This window comes from Lutibacter sp. B1, from assembly GCF_012524075.1.
Lineage (GTDB): Bacteria > Bacteroidota > Bacteroidia > Flavobacteriales > Flavobacteriaceae > Lutibacter.
The window spans coordinates 53,674-67,455 of sequence record NZ_JAAZUI010000011.1; the positions used below are offsets into that span (position 1 = coordinate 53,674).

Here is a 13,782-nt window from a genome sequence, read left to right on the forward strand (position 1 = left end):
TGCTTAGTAATTATCAACATCAATATTTATACGTATAGATCTAAATTCTTTTATTGCCTGAAAAGCATTTTTTACACGTAAAATAGCATTTTTTGTAGCTCCTAACTGTTGATTTTGAGGTATTTTAATAATAATAGTTCGTATATAATAATTCCTGATTTTTGAAATTGCCGGTGTTGACGGGCCTAACACATTATCTTTAAATATATTAATTAATGCTTTTCCCATCCATTGTGCACCATCATCTACCCTATTAAAATCTTTATGTCGTAAAGTAATTTTTATCAATCTGTAAAAAGGTGGATAATGGTATTGCCAACGTTCATCTATCTGTTCTTTGTACATTTCTTCATAAGCATTTGTAGAAACTTGTTGTAATATCTGATGATACGGATTAAATGTTTGTATGGCTACTTTACCTCTCTTTTTATCTCTACCTGCTCTACCAGCTACTTGCACCATTAATTGATAACTGCGTTCATGAGCTCTAAAATCAGGGAAATTAAGCATATTATCAGCATTCATAATTCCAACTAAAGAAACATTGGCAAAATCCAATCCTTTAGAAAGCATTTGTGTACCCACTAAAATATCAATTTCCTGAGCTTCAAACTGACCAATTATTTTTTGGTAGCCGTATTTTCCACGAGTGGTATCTAAATCCATCCTACCTACATTAACATCGGGAAATAATTCTTGCAATTCAATTTCAATTTGTTCTGTACCAAAACCTTTGGTATTTAATTTTTCACTTCCGCACGCCCCACAATTATGTGGCATTGCCTGACGATGTCCACAATAATGACAACGTAATTCTTTTTTATAACTGTGAAATGTTAAACTCACATCACAATGTGGACATTGAGGTGAAACACCACAAGTTTCACATTCAACAACTGGTGCATATCCTCTTCTATTTTGAAATAAAATTACTTGTTCTTTATTTTTTATAGCTTCAGTTATCAACTGAATAAGTCTGTCCGAAAAATGACCCGACATTCTTTTTTTTCTGTGTTTTTCCTTTATGTCAACCAATTCTATCTCGGGCAATAAAACATTACCATAGCGCTGATTTAGCTCAACAAAACCATATTTATCCTGTTTAGCATTGTAATATGTTTCTGTACTTGGTGTTGCCGAACCCAACAAAACTTTTGCATTATGAAGTTTTGACAGCACAATAGCCGCATCTCGAGCATGGTATCTTGGAGCCGGATCAAATTGTTTAAACGACGGTTCATGCTCTTCATCAACAATTATTAAACCTAAATTAGAGAATGGTAAAAACATTGAAGAACGAGCACCTAAAATAAGCTGTGCTTTTTGCTTACTTTCCAATACATTGTTCCACACTTCTACACGTTCATTCATTGAATATTTTGAATGAAAAACAGAAAGATATTCTCCAAAATATAGTTGTAATCTTTCAATTAATTGTGCTGTTAATGCTATCTCCGGAAGCAGATAAAGTATTTGTTTTTTATTTTTAAGTAACTCTTTAATTAACTTAACATATATTTCTGTTTTACCACTACTTGTAATTCCTTTTAATAAAACAGTTTGTTTGGTTTTAAAAAGTTCTTTAATTTTAGTAAAAGCTATTTTTTGAGGCTCTGTTAATTCTTTTATATCATTAGAATCTCCATTAAAATTTATCCTGTCAGTTTGTATAAAATAGGTTTCAAAAATACCTTTATCAATTAAGGATTTTATAACAGCGGCAGAACCTTTAATTTCATTTAAAAGAAGTTCATTTTTTACATTTTTGTGAGTTGCTTTTAATTGAAAGTAAACCAAAACAGCTTCTCTTTGTTTTGTAGCTCTGCTTAAATTTTCAAGTAAAAGAGTTAGTTTATTGTCAGAATTCCATTCATTAGTTATCCGTATATATTTAACCAATTTAGGTTTGTACTGTTCATAAATTTGTTCTTTTACAACAATCACATTTTTTTCAATTAGTTCTTTTATTATAGGAAAAACGGTTTTCTTTCCTAAAATCTCTACTATTTGATTGATTGTTAGCTGAGATTGGTATTGTAACGCTTCATAAATTAAAAATTCATCATTAGAGAGTCCATTTTCATCATAAGAACCTTGTACTAATTGAACCACAGTTTCACTTTCCAATAAAAAAGCTGATGGCATTGCCGCTCTATACACATCGCCTAAAGAACACATATAATAATTAGCAATCCAATCCCAATGCTTTAATTGAGTTTCATTTACAACAGGTAATTCGTCTAATATTTGGTGAATTTCTTTAGCTTCATAGCCAATTGGCTGACTATTATGAATAGAATAAGCAAGTGCTGTATATATTTTAGATTTTCCAAATTCTACAGCTACCCTCATTCCTTTCTGTAAAAAACCAGCTTCAGCTTCAGTTATTTTATACGTAAATAACTTTTGCAATGGAATAGGTAAAATAACATCTATAAAATAACTCAAATCTTTTATTTTTTCTTGAAATGTAAAAATATTTAAAATCAAGTTAATAATTGAAGTTTACTCAATAAATTATATTTTAACTATTACTTTATACTGTGATTAAAGTTGCATTTTATAAATTAATTTAGAATTAAATTTGTATTTAATTTTAATCACAAAAACTCATGAAAAAATTACTGATAGTAGGAGTTTTATTTTTATGTATTGTAAGCTGTAAAAATAAAAAACAAGAGGAAGTAAAAATAGAAAATTCAGAATATACTGAGTTACAAAAAACAGCGAATGCAATGTTTGGAAAATTGCCGGAACAAGCTGAAAACCCTGCAAACCCAATTACTAAAGAAAAAGTTTTTTTAGGTAAAAAATTATATTTTGATACTATGTTATCAAAAGACAATACACAAAGTTGCAATACTTGCCATAATATTGAAACTTATGGAGTAGATAATTTGAGTACTTCACCGGGTAACGATGGCGGTTTTGGATCAAGAAATTCACCAACTGTTTTTAATGCGGCACTTCATGTAGCACAATTTTGGGATGGTAGAGAGCCTGATGTTGAGGCACAAGCAGGTGGACCTATGTTAAATCCGGTTGAAATGGCTATGCCAAGTGAAAAAGAGGTGATTAAAAGGTTAAGTGCTGTTGATGAATACACTAAATTATTTTCAGAAGCATTTCCAGATGAAAAAAATCCAATTTCATTTCAAAATATTCAAAAAGCGATAGGAGCTTTTGAACGCACCTTAATTACTCCGTCTAAATTTGACGATTTTTTAGATGGTGATTTAGAAGCACTTACAGATACTGAAAAAGAAGGATTACAATTATTTATAAGTAAAGGTTGTATTGCTTGTCATTCTGGAAAAACTTTAGGTGGTAATATTTTTCAGAAATTTGGAATTTATGATGATTATTGGAAACACACAAATAGCAAAAAAATTGATGAAGGTAAATTTGAAGTTACTAAAAATGAAGCCGACAAATATATTTTTAAATCGCCTTCTCTCCGCAACGTAGCTAAAACTTATCCATATTTTCATGATGGAAGTGTTACAGATTTAAAAGAAGCTGTAAGTATAATGGCTAAAATTCAATTAAATAAAGATCTTACCGATACTGAATTAAATGCATTGGTTGCTTTTTTAAATTCGTTAACCGGAGAACTACCTAAAAGCAGTTAAAATAAAAACCAATTAAATATCTGTTTTTCAATTACTTAAAAGCTCTTAATTTAGAGCTTTTATTTTTTGGCACGCTGTTTGTATTTAAGAGGTTGTAATACTAGCCAAAAATTTAGTATTAACATTAAAACCTTTTATTATGAAAAACAAGATATTATTATTCGCAACTTTAGTATTAGTAAGTATAGGATCTTTTGCATCTACAAATACAACAACTAATACACCTTTAACTAACAACACTTATTACAATGGTTATGGAGAATCATTCACTTTTGTTGAAGGCGGAATAACATTTGCTGTTTTTCAAAATGGAGAGTTCGATTTCTATATTAACCCAAGAGCCGGATTTAATTTTGGATACCACAGTAACAATGTAAATATAACTTTCAACTCAGGTTACAACTATGATGCTTATGTTCAATATGATGATTTTGGAGCTATCATTCAAGTTGAAAACATTCCTGTATTTTACGATTATTATGGACGAGTTACAAGAATTGGTAATATTGATATAAATTATAACTACGGAAGATTAGTAAGATTAGGTGGATTACATGTGTATTACGACAGAAATGGGTATTACTCTCATTATTCAGGATATATAAATGTTTATAACCGAAGATATGTTTACCATCCTTATCATGTATATTTTGCCAGACCTCTATTTGATTTTAGAATTGTAAGTAATGTTGCTTATAGAAATCATTATAAACCTATTAGACATAAATATTACAGAGATCATTCTAGAAATAAATATTATAAAAACAACAACTCTAGAAACAGTTATACAACTACTAGAAGAAGAGTAGCTACTAATAATGTACCAAAACATAAAAATAATACTGTTTCAAGAATAGAAAGAACCAATACAAACAGAAATTACAGTTACAATACTAACAGAAATTCTAACAACAATACCATAAAAAGAACAACTGAAAGAAATACAACTGTAAAAAGAACAAATGGTAATTCAAGTATCAAAAATACGAAATCAAGAACTGTAATAAAAAGTACGCCTAACAGAACAATACAAGAAAAAAGAACAGTTACAACCAAAAAACCGGTTAAAGTTCAAGAAAGAAAAACGGTTAACACTCGTAAACCTGTTAAAGTTCAAGAGAAAAAAAATACTGTTAAAAACAATACAAGAACACCTGTAAAAAAACAAAGTAGAACTGAATATAAAAGAAGAAGTTAATATAGTGTTTTGAGTTAAATTAAAAAGCTTTGCGTTACTGCAAAGCTTTTTTTGTTTTTCGAGTTCCTTCATACATATCATACCGAACAAAACGGCAATCCAAATCGCCATTTTTTAAAGGAATTCGCTTAGAAGTTCTTAATCCAACATATTTTAATGCTTCAATATCTGAAGTTATAAACCAAACTGTAGAATTAGGATATCCGTTTTTAAGTGTGTCTCCAATCTTTTTATAAAATTCTTGAACATCAATATTTAATCGTTCCCCATACGGAGGGTTAAATAATATATACGTAGGCCCAAATACTTCTTTAACCGAATTAAAAAAGTTTACATGATGTACACCTATAAATTCACTTAAATTGGCATTTTTTATATTTTCATTCGCTTTTCTAATTGCAGAAGGAGCTTTATCAAACCCCATTATTTTAAAATAAGAATTTCTTATTTTTTTTAATAAAGAATCTTGAATGGTAAAAAATAAGTCTTCGTCATAATCTCCCCATTTTTCAAAACCGAATTCATTTCTATTAATATTTGCAGGAATATTATTGGCAATCATAGCCGCTTCAATTAAAATAGTACCCGAACCGCACATAGGATCAATAAAATTACAATCGCCCGTATAACCTGATAATAATATCAATCCTGCCGCTAATACCTCGTTTATAGGCGCTATGTTTGTTGCGCTTCTATAACCTCTTTTATGCAAAGAATCGCCCGAGCTATCTAAAGAAACAGAGCACATATCTTTTTGAATATGAACATGAATCTTCAAATCCGGATATTTTACATCAACATTGGGGCGTTTATGATATTTATGCCTAAAATAATCAGCTATGGCATCCTTCGATTTTAATGTGATATAATGAGAATTAGAAGTGAAATTTTTAGAATTAACAACTGCTCCAATTGAAAAAGTACTATCGGCATTCATATACTTTTCCCAATTAATTAATTGCAGTTTTTTATATAGTTCATCTTCATCAAAAACCTTAAAATTTTTTATTGGTTTTAAAATTCTGATTGCTGTTCGAAGTGCTATATTAGCTTTATACATAAATCCTTTATCGCCCACAAAAGAAACACTCCTCACTCCTGTTTCAATATTTTGAGCTCCTAAATTTTTCAGCTCAGTTGCCAACACTTCCTCTAGTCCAAACATTGTGGTAGCAACCATTTTAAAATTAGCATTCATAAAAAGTAAATTTGTACAAAAGTACTGAAAGATTTTAGATTAAAGTTAATAGTATTTTAGGGCTTATTGGCAATTAAACATCCTATTATAAAATAGTATGTAAAACTAAAAACAATTCATTAGTTTTGTAAGCATTTAAGTATTATGACAAATAATAAAGATTGGTTTGCTTCGTGGTTTGACACTTGTTATTATCACATTTTATACAAGCACAGAGATTATACTGAAGCTCAAGAATTTATGCAAAATTTGATTTCCTTTTTAAATCTAAAAAAAGGCGACTTATTATTGGACTTAGCTTGTGGAAAAGGTCGACATTCCATTTATTTAAACTCATTAGGGTTTAATGTTGTAGGTGCCGATTTATCAAAAAACAGCATACAATTTGCAAAACAATTTGAAAATGATACATTAAAATTTGTTGAACACGATATGCGGGATCCTTTTAAAACTAAGTTTAACGCTATATTAAATTTGTTTACAAGTTTTGGTTTTTTTGAAGACGATACTGAAGATATTGCCATTTTACAGAACATTAAAAATGGTTTAAAACCTAACGGTATTGCTGTTATTGATTTTTTAAATGTTAAAAACGTAATCGCCAATTTAATACCTGAAGAAGTTCAAACCATTGACAATATTACTTTTAACATAAAGCGCTATGTTAAAAATGGATTTATAATTAAAGAAATAAACTTTGATGATAACGGTAAACATCATACTTATTTTGAAAAAGTAAAATGTTTAAATTTGAGTAAAATAAATTCGTATGTTAAAGCTGTAGGGTTTAGAATAAAACATACTTTTGGTAATTATTATTTAGATGAATTTAATGAAGAAACATCTGATAGGCTAATTTTAATTTTAGAATGACATATATTGCACTTATACTTTCAGTTTTAATTGGAATTGTTATTGTTTTTGGGCTAAAACCCGGTAATAAAACCATACAATTATTATTATCTTTCAGTGGAGCTTATTTATTGTCAATTACCATTCTACATTTATTTCCGGAAGTATATGCCTTTAATAAATCAAATGTTGGTTTATTTATTCTTATCGGTCTTTTACTGCAATTAATCTTAGATTTTTTCTCTAAAGGTGCAGAACACGGCCATATGCATGCGCAAGAAAGCACAACTTTTCCTTGGGCATTATTTATAAGTTTAAGTATTCATGCGTTTATGGAAGGTATTCCTTTAGCTCATAATCTTCACCATGAGTATTTACTTTGGGCAATTGTAGTGCATAAAATACCTATTTCGATAATTTTAGCTACATTTTTTGTAAAATCAAATTTCTCTAAAACTACAGCAGTAGCTTTTTTAGTCATTTTTTCGTTAATGTCTCCTTTAGGAAGTTTTTCAGGCGAAAAAATTCAATTTTTAACCACCTACAAAACGGAAATTACAGCTATTATAATTGGAATATTTTTACATATTTCAACAATTATATTATTTGAAACTTCTAAAGATCATAAATTTAATCTTTACAAATTTATTGCAATTTTAATAGGAATGCTTGTAGCTTATTTGGCTTAATTAGCAACTTCACTAATAAATTTAATACGCATTAATCTAAGTTCTTCCTCTTCATATTCACCATCAAACTCATCAATGGCATCTTGTATTCTATCATTGTCAGATTCCATAAAATACTCAAAAATCTCTTCTTGTTGGTCTTCATCCAGCATTTCATTAATACAATAATCTATATTAATTTTAGTACCGCTGTAAACTATTCTTTGCATTTCCATTATAAGTTCATGAAATTCCAATCCTTTTGATTTAGCAATATCAACCAATGGAATTTTTCTATCAGTATTTTGAATGATAAATAATTTTAAAGCCGAACTTTCTCCTGTACTTTTTACAATAAAATCATCCGGTCTAATAACATCATTTTCTTCTACATATCTAGCAATAAGTTCTACAAATGGTTTTCCGAATTTTCTTGCCTTACCTTCACCAACACCAAAAATATTTTTTAATTCATCCATTGTAATTGGATATTTTAAAGCCATATCTTCTAATGAAGGCTCTTGAAAAACAGCATACGGTGGCACACCATTCTTTTTTGCAACAGATTTTTGCAGATCTTTCAACATTTTCAGTAACAATTCGTCTGCTACTCCTCCTCCACCTTTTGCACTTGCTACAATTGCAGCATCATTGGTTTCATTGTATTTATGATCTTCAGTCATCATAAAAGAAGCAGGTTTATTAATAAAATCTAACCCTTTTTCAGTTATTTTTATTACACCATACTGCTCAATTTCTTTTTTCAAATATCCGGCAACCAACGCTTGTCTAATCAATGCAGTCCAATAATACTTATCCTTATCTTTTCCACATCCAAAGAACGATTGTTCATTTGTTTTATGAGATTTTAAAAGCGCATTTACTTTTCCCATTAACGTATTTACAAGTTCTTTTGCTTTATACTTTTGAGTGGTATCTCTAACAACTTCTAATAATTTTTTTAGTTCGTTTTGAGCTTCAAATTTTTTCTTTGGGTTTCTAACATTATCATCCATATCAGCGCCTAAACCATTCGCCTCATCAAATTCTTCACCAAAATAGTGCAATAGATATTTTCTGCGCGACATAGAAGTTTCGGCATAACCTACTACTTCTTGTAATAAAGCGTTACCTATTTCCTGCTCTGCAACAGGTTTACCTGATAAGAATTTTTCAAGTTTTTCAATATCTTTATAAGAATAGTATGCTAAACAATAACCTTCTCCTCCATCTCTACCTGCTCTACCGGTTTCTTGATAATAACTTTCTAAACTCTTAGGAATGTCATGATGTATTACAAATCGAACATCGGGCTTATCTATTCCCATACCAAAAGCAATGGTTGCAACAACAACATCAACATCTTCCATTAAAAACATATCTTGATGTTTCGCACGTGTTTTAGCATCTAAACCAGCGTGATATGGAACTGCTTTAATTCCATTTACCTGTAATAATTGTGCTATGTCTTCAACTTTTTTTCTACTTAAACAATAAATGATTCCTGATTTGCCTAAATGCTGGTTGATAAAACGAATTATGTCAGAATTTACATTCGTAGTTTTTGGGCGCACTTCATAAAATAAATTAGGGCGATTGAACGACGCCTTAAATGTATTAGCATCAGACATACCCAAGGTTTTTAAAATATCTTCTTGCACTTTTTGAGTAGCTGTTGCAGTAAGTCCAATAATTGGTACATTATCAATCTTTTCAATTATGGTTCTTAAATTTCTGTATTCCGGTCTAAAATCATGTCCCCATTCCGAAATACAATGTGCCTCATCAATAGCAACAAAAGATATATTTTGATCTTTTAAAAAATCAACATATTCTTCTTTTATAAGGGATTCAGGAGCTACATACAATAGTTTTGTTATACCCTTTTCTATATCGTTTTTAACTTGCGTTACTTCTGTTTTATTTAATGATGAGTTAAGTACATGTGCTATACCAAATTCTGCAGAAATACCTCTAATAGCATCAACCTGATTTTTCATTAAGGCAATTAATGGAGATACTACAATAGCTGTACCTTCTTTAACCAATGCCGGTAATTGGTAGCACAAAGATTTTCCTCCTCCTGTAGGCATAATAACAAACGTATCATTGCCCTCAATTATACTTTTTATTACACCTTCTTGTAACCCTTTGAATTCATCAAATCCAAAATATTTTTTTAAAGCTTTGTGTAAATCAATTTCTATGTTATTCATGTAGTTTATATATAAATCTCAACTTAATTAAATTATTAAAATAATTTTCGTTTATATTAAAATTAAGCCTTTTTTAAAATTTGACTTTTATTTTTCACTTGTTTATTCAATTTCTAACTAAATAAATTTATTTTTGCTTTTATTAAAGGTAAAACATTTTTTTAATTCAAAAAACCTAATCTTTGAAAAATAAAAATACAATTATAGAAACTGCCAAGCAAACTATTACTGTTGAAAGTAAAGCAATAGCTAATTTAATAAATTATATAGATGAAGGATTTGAAAAAGCTGTAAAATTTATTCACAACTCAAACGGTAGAGTTATAGTTTCCGGTGTTGGAAAAAGCGCAAATATAGCTACAAAAATTGTTGCAACGCTTAATTCTACCGGTACACCTGCCATTTTTATGCATGCTGCAGACGCTATTCATGGAGATTTAGGCACCATACAAAAAAATGATGTGGTTATTTGTATCTCTAAAAGCGGTAATACTCCCGAAATTAAAGTTTTAGTGCCTCTAATTAAAAATTATGGTAATAAAATTATTGCTTTAACAGGAAATACAGAGTCATACTTAGGTTCTAATGCCGATTTTATTCTAAACTCTTTTGTAGAAAAAGAAGCATGCCCAAATAATTTAGCGCCAACAACAAGTACAACAGCTCAATTGGTAATTGGAGATGCTTTAGCAATTTGTTTACTAGAACTCAATAATTTTTCGAGTAAAGATTTTGCAAAATATCATCCCGGAGGTGCTTTGGGTAAAAAATTATACTTAAGAGTAAGTGATCTTGTAAGTAAAAATGAATTACCAAAAGTTGTGCCTACTACTCCAATAAAAGATGTTATTATTGAAATTTCAAAAAAACGTTTAGGAACAACCGCAGTACTTAAAAATGATAAAATAGTTGGCATTATAACTGATGGAGATTTAAGAAGAATGTTAAAAGACAATAACGACATAAGTGCTTTAACTGCTCAAGATATTATGAGTAAAAATCCTAAAACCATAAATAGTGATGAAATGGCTATTAAAGCATTGGAAACTATGGAAAACAATAGCATAACTCAACTATTGGTTGAAGATAATTCAAAATACGTTGGAGTTGTTCATTTACACGATCTGTTAAAAGAAGGTATATTTTAATATGGCAAAGAAAATAGAAAAAGAAATGTCTTTTTTAGACCATGTTGAAGAGCTAAGATGGCATTTAGTAAGGTCAACAATAGCTGTGTTCATTTTTGGTATAGTTGCTTTTATTATGAAAGATTTTATTTTCAATAAAATCCTATTTGCTCCAAAAAATGCCGATTTTGTAACCTATCGGTTTTTTTGTAAAGTATCTAATTTTTTTGGTACAGATGGTTTATGTATAGACGATTTGCCGTTTACCTTCCAAAGTTTAGATATGGCAGAGCAATTTAGTGTGCATATATGGACATCAATTACCGTTGGTTTTATAATTGCATTTCCTTTTATTGTATGGGAAGTATGGAAATTTATAAGTCCGGGATTGTACGAAAAAGAACGAAAAGGTGCCCGTAGTTTTATAATTGTTTCTTCATTTTTATTCTTTATAGGAGTTTTATTTGGATATTATGTTGTAACACCACTTTCAGTAAATTTTTTAGGAAATTATTCTGTAAGCGATATGGTTGAAAGAAATATTAAAATTGGTTCGTATATTGCGCTTGTGAGGTCATCTATGCTGGCATCAGGACTTATTTTTGAATTACCCATAGTAATGTACTTTTTAACAAAAATGGGATTAGTAACGCCTGAATTTTTAAAAAAATACCGAAAACACGCCTTAGTTTTGGTTTTAATACTTGCAGCTGTTATTACGCCACCTGATATTATCAGCCAAATTATAGTAGCAATTCCTATATTGTTGCTATATGAAACTAGTATTTATATTTCGAAAGTTGTAGTTAAACAAGAATTAAAAAAAGAAAAGGAAAATGCCTAATCAAATAGAAGAATTTAATGCTTATCGTCAAAAAATGAACGATAAAATATTGTCTGAAGATAATAAAGTTATAAAACGAATTTTTAATTTAGACACTAACGCATATAAAGCAGGCCATTTAGATGTTAAAACAAAAGAATTATTAGGTTTGGTAGCCTCAGCAGTTTTAAGATGTGATGATTGTATAAAATATCATTTAGAAACTTGTTTTAAAGAAGGAGCAACTAAAGAAGAAGTTATGGAAACGCTTTCTATCGCAACTTTGGTTGGAGGTACCATTGTAATTCCTCATTTAAGAAGAGCTTACGAGTTTTGGGAAGAACTTGAAAGTTTAAGTGAATAGTGAACAGCGAAAAGCAAAGAGCTAGAAGCAAAGATCAAAAAGTAAACAAACATTAAAAAATACAAACTGTGATTTTAAGAGCTGAAAATATAAAGAAACGTTACGGAAACAGATACGTTGTGAAAGGAATTTCATTACAGGTTGAACAGGGACAAATTGTTGGATTACTTGGTCCAAATGGTGCAGGTAAAACAACTTCGTTTTATATGATTGTAGGCATGATTAAACCTAACGAAGGTGAAATTTATTTAGATAATACTCAAATAACAGATTTTCCGATGCATAAAAGAGCTCAGGAAGGTGTAGGCTATTTAGCGCAAGAAGCTTCTGTTTTTAGAAAACTTTCAGTAGAAGATAATATTATGTCTGTATTACAATTCACTAATCTTTCAAAAAAAGAACAAAAACTTAAATTAGAGTCGTTGATTGAAGAATTTAGCTTAGGTCATGTTCGAAAAAATAGAGGTGACTTACTTTCGGGTGGAGAAAGACGTAGAACAGAAATTGCACGCGCTTTAGCATCCGATCCTAAATTTATTTTATTAGATGAACCTTTTGCGGGTGTAGATCCTATTGCTGTTGAAGACATTCAAAGTATTGTAGCTCATTTAAAAGATAGAAACATAGGTATTTTAATTACTGACCATAATGTACAGGAAACTTTAGCCATAACCGATAAAACATATTTAATGTTTGAAGGTGGTATTTTAAAAGAAGGAACCCCGGAAGAACTTGCTGAAGATGAAACTGTTAGACGTGTTTATTTAGGAAAAGATTTTTTACTTAAAAAGAAAAAGTTTTAATTAAACCTCCTTATTTAACAAAGTATTTCCTACAACTGACATTACTACATACAGTAAAACTACAATTGGTATTGCGATAAATTTCAATGTTAGCATTAAAATAATTGTTGCAACAATAAATATATATTTTACGCTATTTTTTCTCCAAGAAAAATCTTTAAATTTTAATGAAAATAAAGGTATTTCAGCATTCATTAAAATACTTAAAATAAATGTTAGTCCAATTAAGAACCAACGGTTCGTAATAAAAACTGCTACAGTTTCACTGTTATCATACAATAAAATCAGTGGTAACGACAATACAACCAAAGCAGCAGCAGGTGTAGGTAAACCTATAAAAGAATTTGTTTGACGCTCATCTATATTAAATTTTGCTAATCTGTATGCAGCTGCTAACGTGATTAAAAAACCTATAAAAGGCACTAAATCTATTTTATTTTCTTCCCAAGTTAAATCGCTAGTTACAGAAAATACTTCATTTTTATAATTTAACATTTGAAAAATTATAATACCCGGAGCAACTCCACTAGTTACAACATCTGCCAAGGAATCTAACTGCTTCCCAAGCTCACTGTGTACTTTTAACAATCTGGCTGCTAATCCGTCAAAAAAATCAAAAAATATACCCAAAATAATAAAATACGCTGCAAATATCAGTTCGCCGTTTGCAGCTAAATACACTGCTATTGTACCAGATAACAAGTTTAGTAATGTAATTAAGTTTGGAATGTGTTTTTTTAAGGTCATTGGTTGTAATTTTTCGTAAATTTAGTAAAATGTTTTTCTAAAAATTTATTTCAATTAACTTTTTAAATTAGCATCATTCCATAGTATACTTTTCATTTTTATTTTAATTTTTCAATCAAAGTAAACCTTAACGACAATTAAATTGATTGTTTTG

General features: G+C 29.5%; 12 protein-coding genes. 8 read left to right on the top strand and 4 right to left on the bottom strand.

Going from position 1 to position 13,782, the window contains the following annotated elements; translation table 11 throughout:
* Positions 1-3 precede the first annotated feature (3 nt).
* The gene (gene priA, locus HGB55_RS08060) at positions 4-2,448 is read right to left on the bottom strand and encodes a primosomal protein N' (protein WP_168816381.1); all 2,445 of its coding nucleotides are present in this window, start codon (positions 2,446-2,448) and stop codon (positions 4-6) included.
* Between the two features lie 164 nt (positions 2,449-2,612).
* Between priA and HGB55_RS08065 the strand changes: the two genes are divergently transcribed.
* Both HGB55_RS08065 and HGB55_RS08070 read left to right on the top strand, forming a co-directional pair.
* Positions 2,613-3,632, top strand: a complete 1,020-nt coding sequence (locus HGB55_RS08065; protein ID WP_168816382.1) for a cytochrome-c peroxidase — start codon at positions 2,613-2,615, stop codon at positions 3,630-3,632.
* Between the two features lie 139 nt (positions 3,633-3,771).
* Positions 3,772-4,830: a hypothetical protein gene (locus HGB55_RS08070; RefSeq protein WP_168816383.1), complete on the top strand. Its 1,059-nt coding sequence runs from the start codon at positions 3,772-3,774 to the stop codon at positions 4,828-4,830.
* 34 nt (positions 4,831-4,864) lie between these two features.
* Here HGB55_RS08070 and HGB55_RS08075 read toward each other — a convergent pair whose 3' ends face one another.
* The gene (locus HGB55_RS08075; RefSeq protein ID WP_168816384.1) at positions 4,865-6,028 is read right to left on the bottom strand and encodes a class I SAM-dependent RNA methyltransferase; all 1,164 of its coding nucleotides are present in this window, start codon (positions 6,026-6,028) and stop codon (positions 4,865-4,867) included.
* 144 nt (positions 6,029-6,172) lie between these two features.
* On the opposite strand from HGB55_RS08075, the gene HGB55_RS08080 reads away from it, so the two are divergent.
* Complete coding sequence (locus HGB55_RS08080) at positions 6,173-6,901, top strand: bifunctional 2-polyprenyl-6-hydroxyphenol methylase/3-demethylubiquinol 3-O-methyltransferase UbiG (RefSeq protein ID WP_168816385.1); 729 nt, start codon at positions 6,173-6,175, stop codon at positions 6,899-6,901.
* Entirely contained in the window at positions 6,898-7,569 is a 672-nt protein-coding gene (locus HGB55_RS08085) for a ZIP family metal transporter (protein ID WP_168816386.1), read from the top strand. Before HGB55_RS08080 ends, HGB55_RS08085 begins: the two co-directional genes overlap by 4 nt.
* On the opposite strand, the gene recQ is transcribed toward HGB55_RS08085, so the two are convergent.
* Entirely contained in the window at positions 7,566-9,764 is a 2,199-nt protein-coding gene (gene recQ, locus HGB55_RS08090; RefSeq protein WP_168816387.1) for a DNA helicase RecQ, read from the bottom strand. The two genes, HGB55_RS08085 and recQ, sit on opposite strands and share 4 nt — an antisense overlap.
* Positions 9,765-9,946: 182 nt before the next feature.
* Between recQ and HGB55_RS08095 the strand changes: the two genes are divergently transcribed.
* The 4 genes from HGB55_RS08095 to lptB all read left to right on the top strand — a co-directional run bounded on the left by HGB55_RS08095 (position 9,947) and on the right by lptB (position 12,881).
* The gene (locus tag HGB55_RS08095; protein ID WP_168816388.1) at positions 9,947-10,912 is read left to right on the top strand and encodes an SIS domain-containing protein; all 966 of its coding nucleotides are present in this window, start codon (positions 9,947-9,949) and stop codon (positions 10,910-10,912) included.
* A gap of 1 nt (position 10,913) precedes the next feature.
* Positions 10,914-11,735, top strand: a complete 822-nt coding sequence (tatC, locus tag HGB55_RS08100) for a twin-arginine translocase subunit TatC (RefSeq protein ID WP_168816389.1) — start codon at positions 10,914-10,916, stop codon at positions 11,733-11,735.
* Complete coding sequence (locus HGB55_RS08105) at positions 11,728-12,078, top strand: carboxymuconolactone decarboxylase family protein (protein WP_168816390.1); 351 nt, start codon at positions 11,728-11,730, stop codon at positions 12,076-12,078. Before tatC ends, HGB55_RS08105 begins: the two co-directional genes overlap by 8 nt.
* A gap of 68 nt (positions 12,079-12,146) precedes the next feature.
* Positions 12,147-12,881, top strand: a complete 735-nt coding sequence (gene lptB / locus HGB55_RS08110) for an LPS export ABC transporter ATP-binding protein (RefSeq protein ID WP_168816391.1) — start codon at positions 12,147-12,149, stop codon at positions 12,879-12,881.
* Here lptB and HGB55_RS08115 read toward each other — a convergent pair whose 3' ends face one another.
* Positions 12,882-13,628, bottom strand: a complete 747-nt coding sequence (locus HGB55_RS08115; protein ID WP_168816392.1) for a phosphatidylcholine/phosphatidylserine synthase — start codon at positions 13,626-13,628, stop codon at positions 12,882-12,884. It abuts the gene before it with no gap.
* Positions 13,629-13,782: the final 154 nt, after the last annotated feature.

Coding starts and splice junctions, on each gene's coding strand:
- HGB55_RS08080 (WP_168816385.1), top strand. CDS start 6,173: ATGACAAATAATAAAGATTGGTTTGCTTCGTGGTTTGACACTTGTTAT.
- HGB55_RS08105 (WP_168816390.1), top strand. CDS start 11,728: ATGCCTAATCAAATAGAAGAATTTAATGCTTATCGTCAAAAAATGAAC.
- HGB55_RS08070 (WP_168816383.1), top strand. CDS start 3,772: ATGAAAAACAAGATATTATTATTCGCAACTTTAGTATTAGTAAGTATA.
- tatC (WP_168816389.1), top strand. CDS start 10,914: ATGGCAAAGAAAATAGAAAAAGAAATGTCTTTTTTAGACCATGTTGAA.
- HGB55_RS08065 (WP_168816382.1), top strand. CDS start 2,613: ATGAAAAAATTACTGATAGTAGGAGTTTTATTTTTATGTATTGTAAGC.
- HGB55_RS08075 (WP_168816384.1), bottom strand. CDS start 6,028: ATGAATGCTAATTTTAAAATGGTTGCTACCACAATGTTTGGACTAGAG.
- recQ (WP_168816387.1), bottom strand. CDS start 9,764: ATGAATAACATAGAAATTGATTTACACAAAGCTTTAAAAAAATATTTT.
- HGB55_RS08115 (WP_168816392.1), bottom strand. CDS start 13,628: ATGACCTTAAAAAAACACATTCCAAACTTAATTACATTACTAAACTTG.
- HGB55_RS08085 (WP_168816386.1), top strand. CDS start 6,898: ATGACATATATTGCACTTATACTTTCAGTTTTAATTGGAATTGTTATT.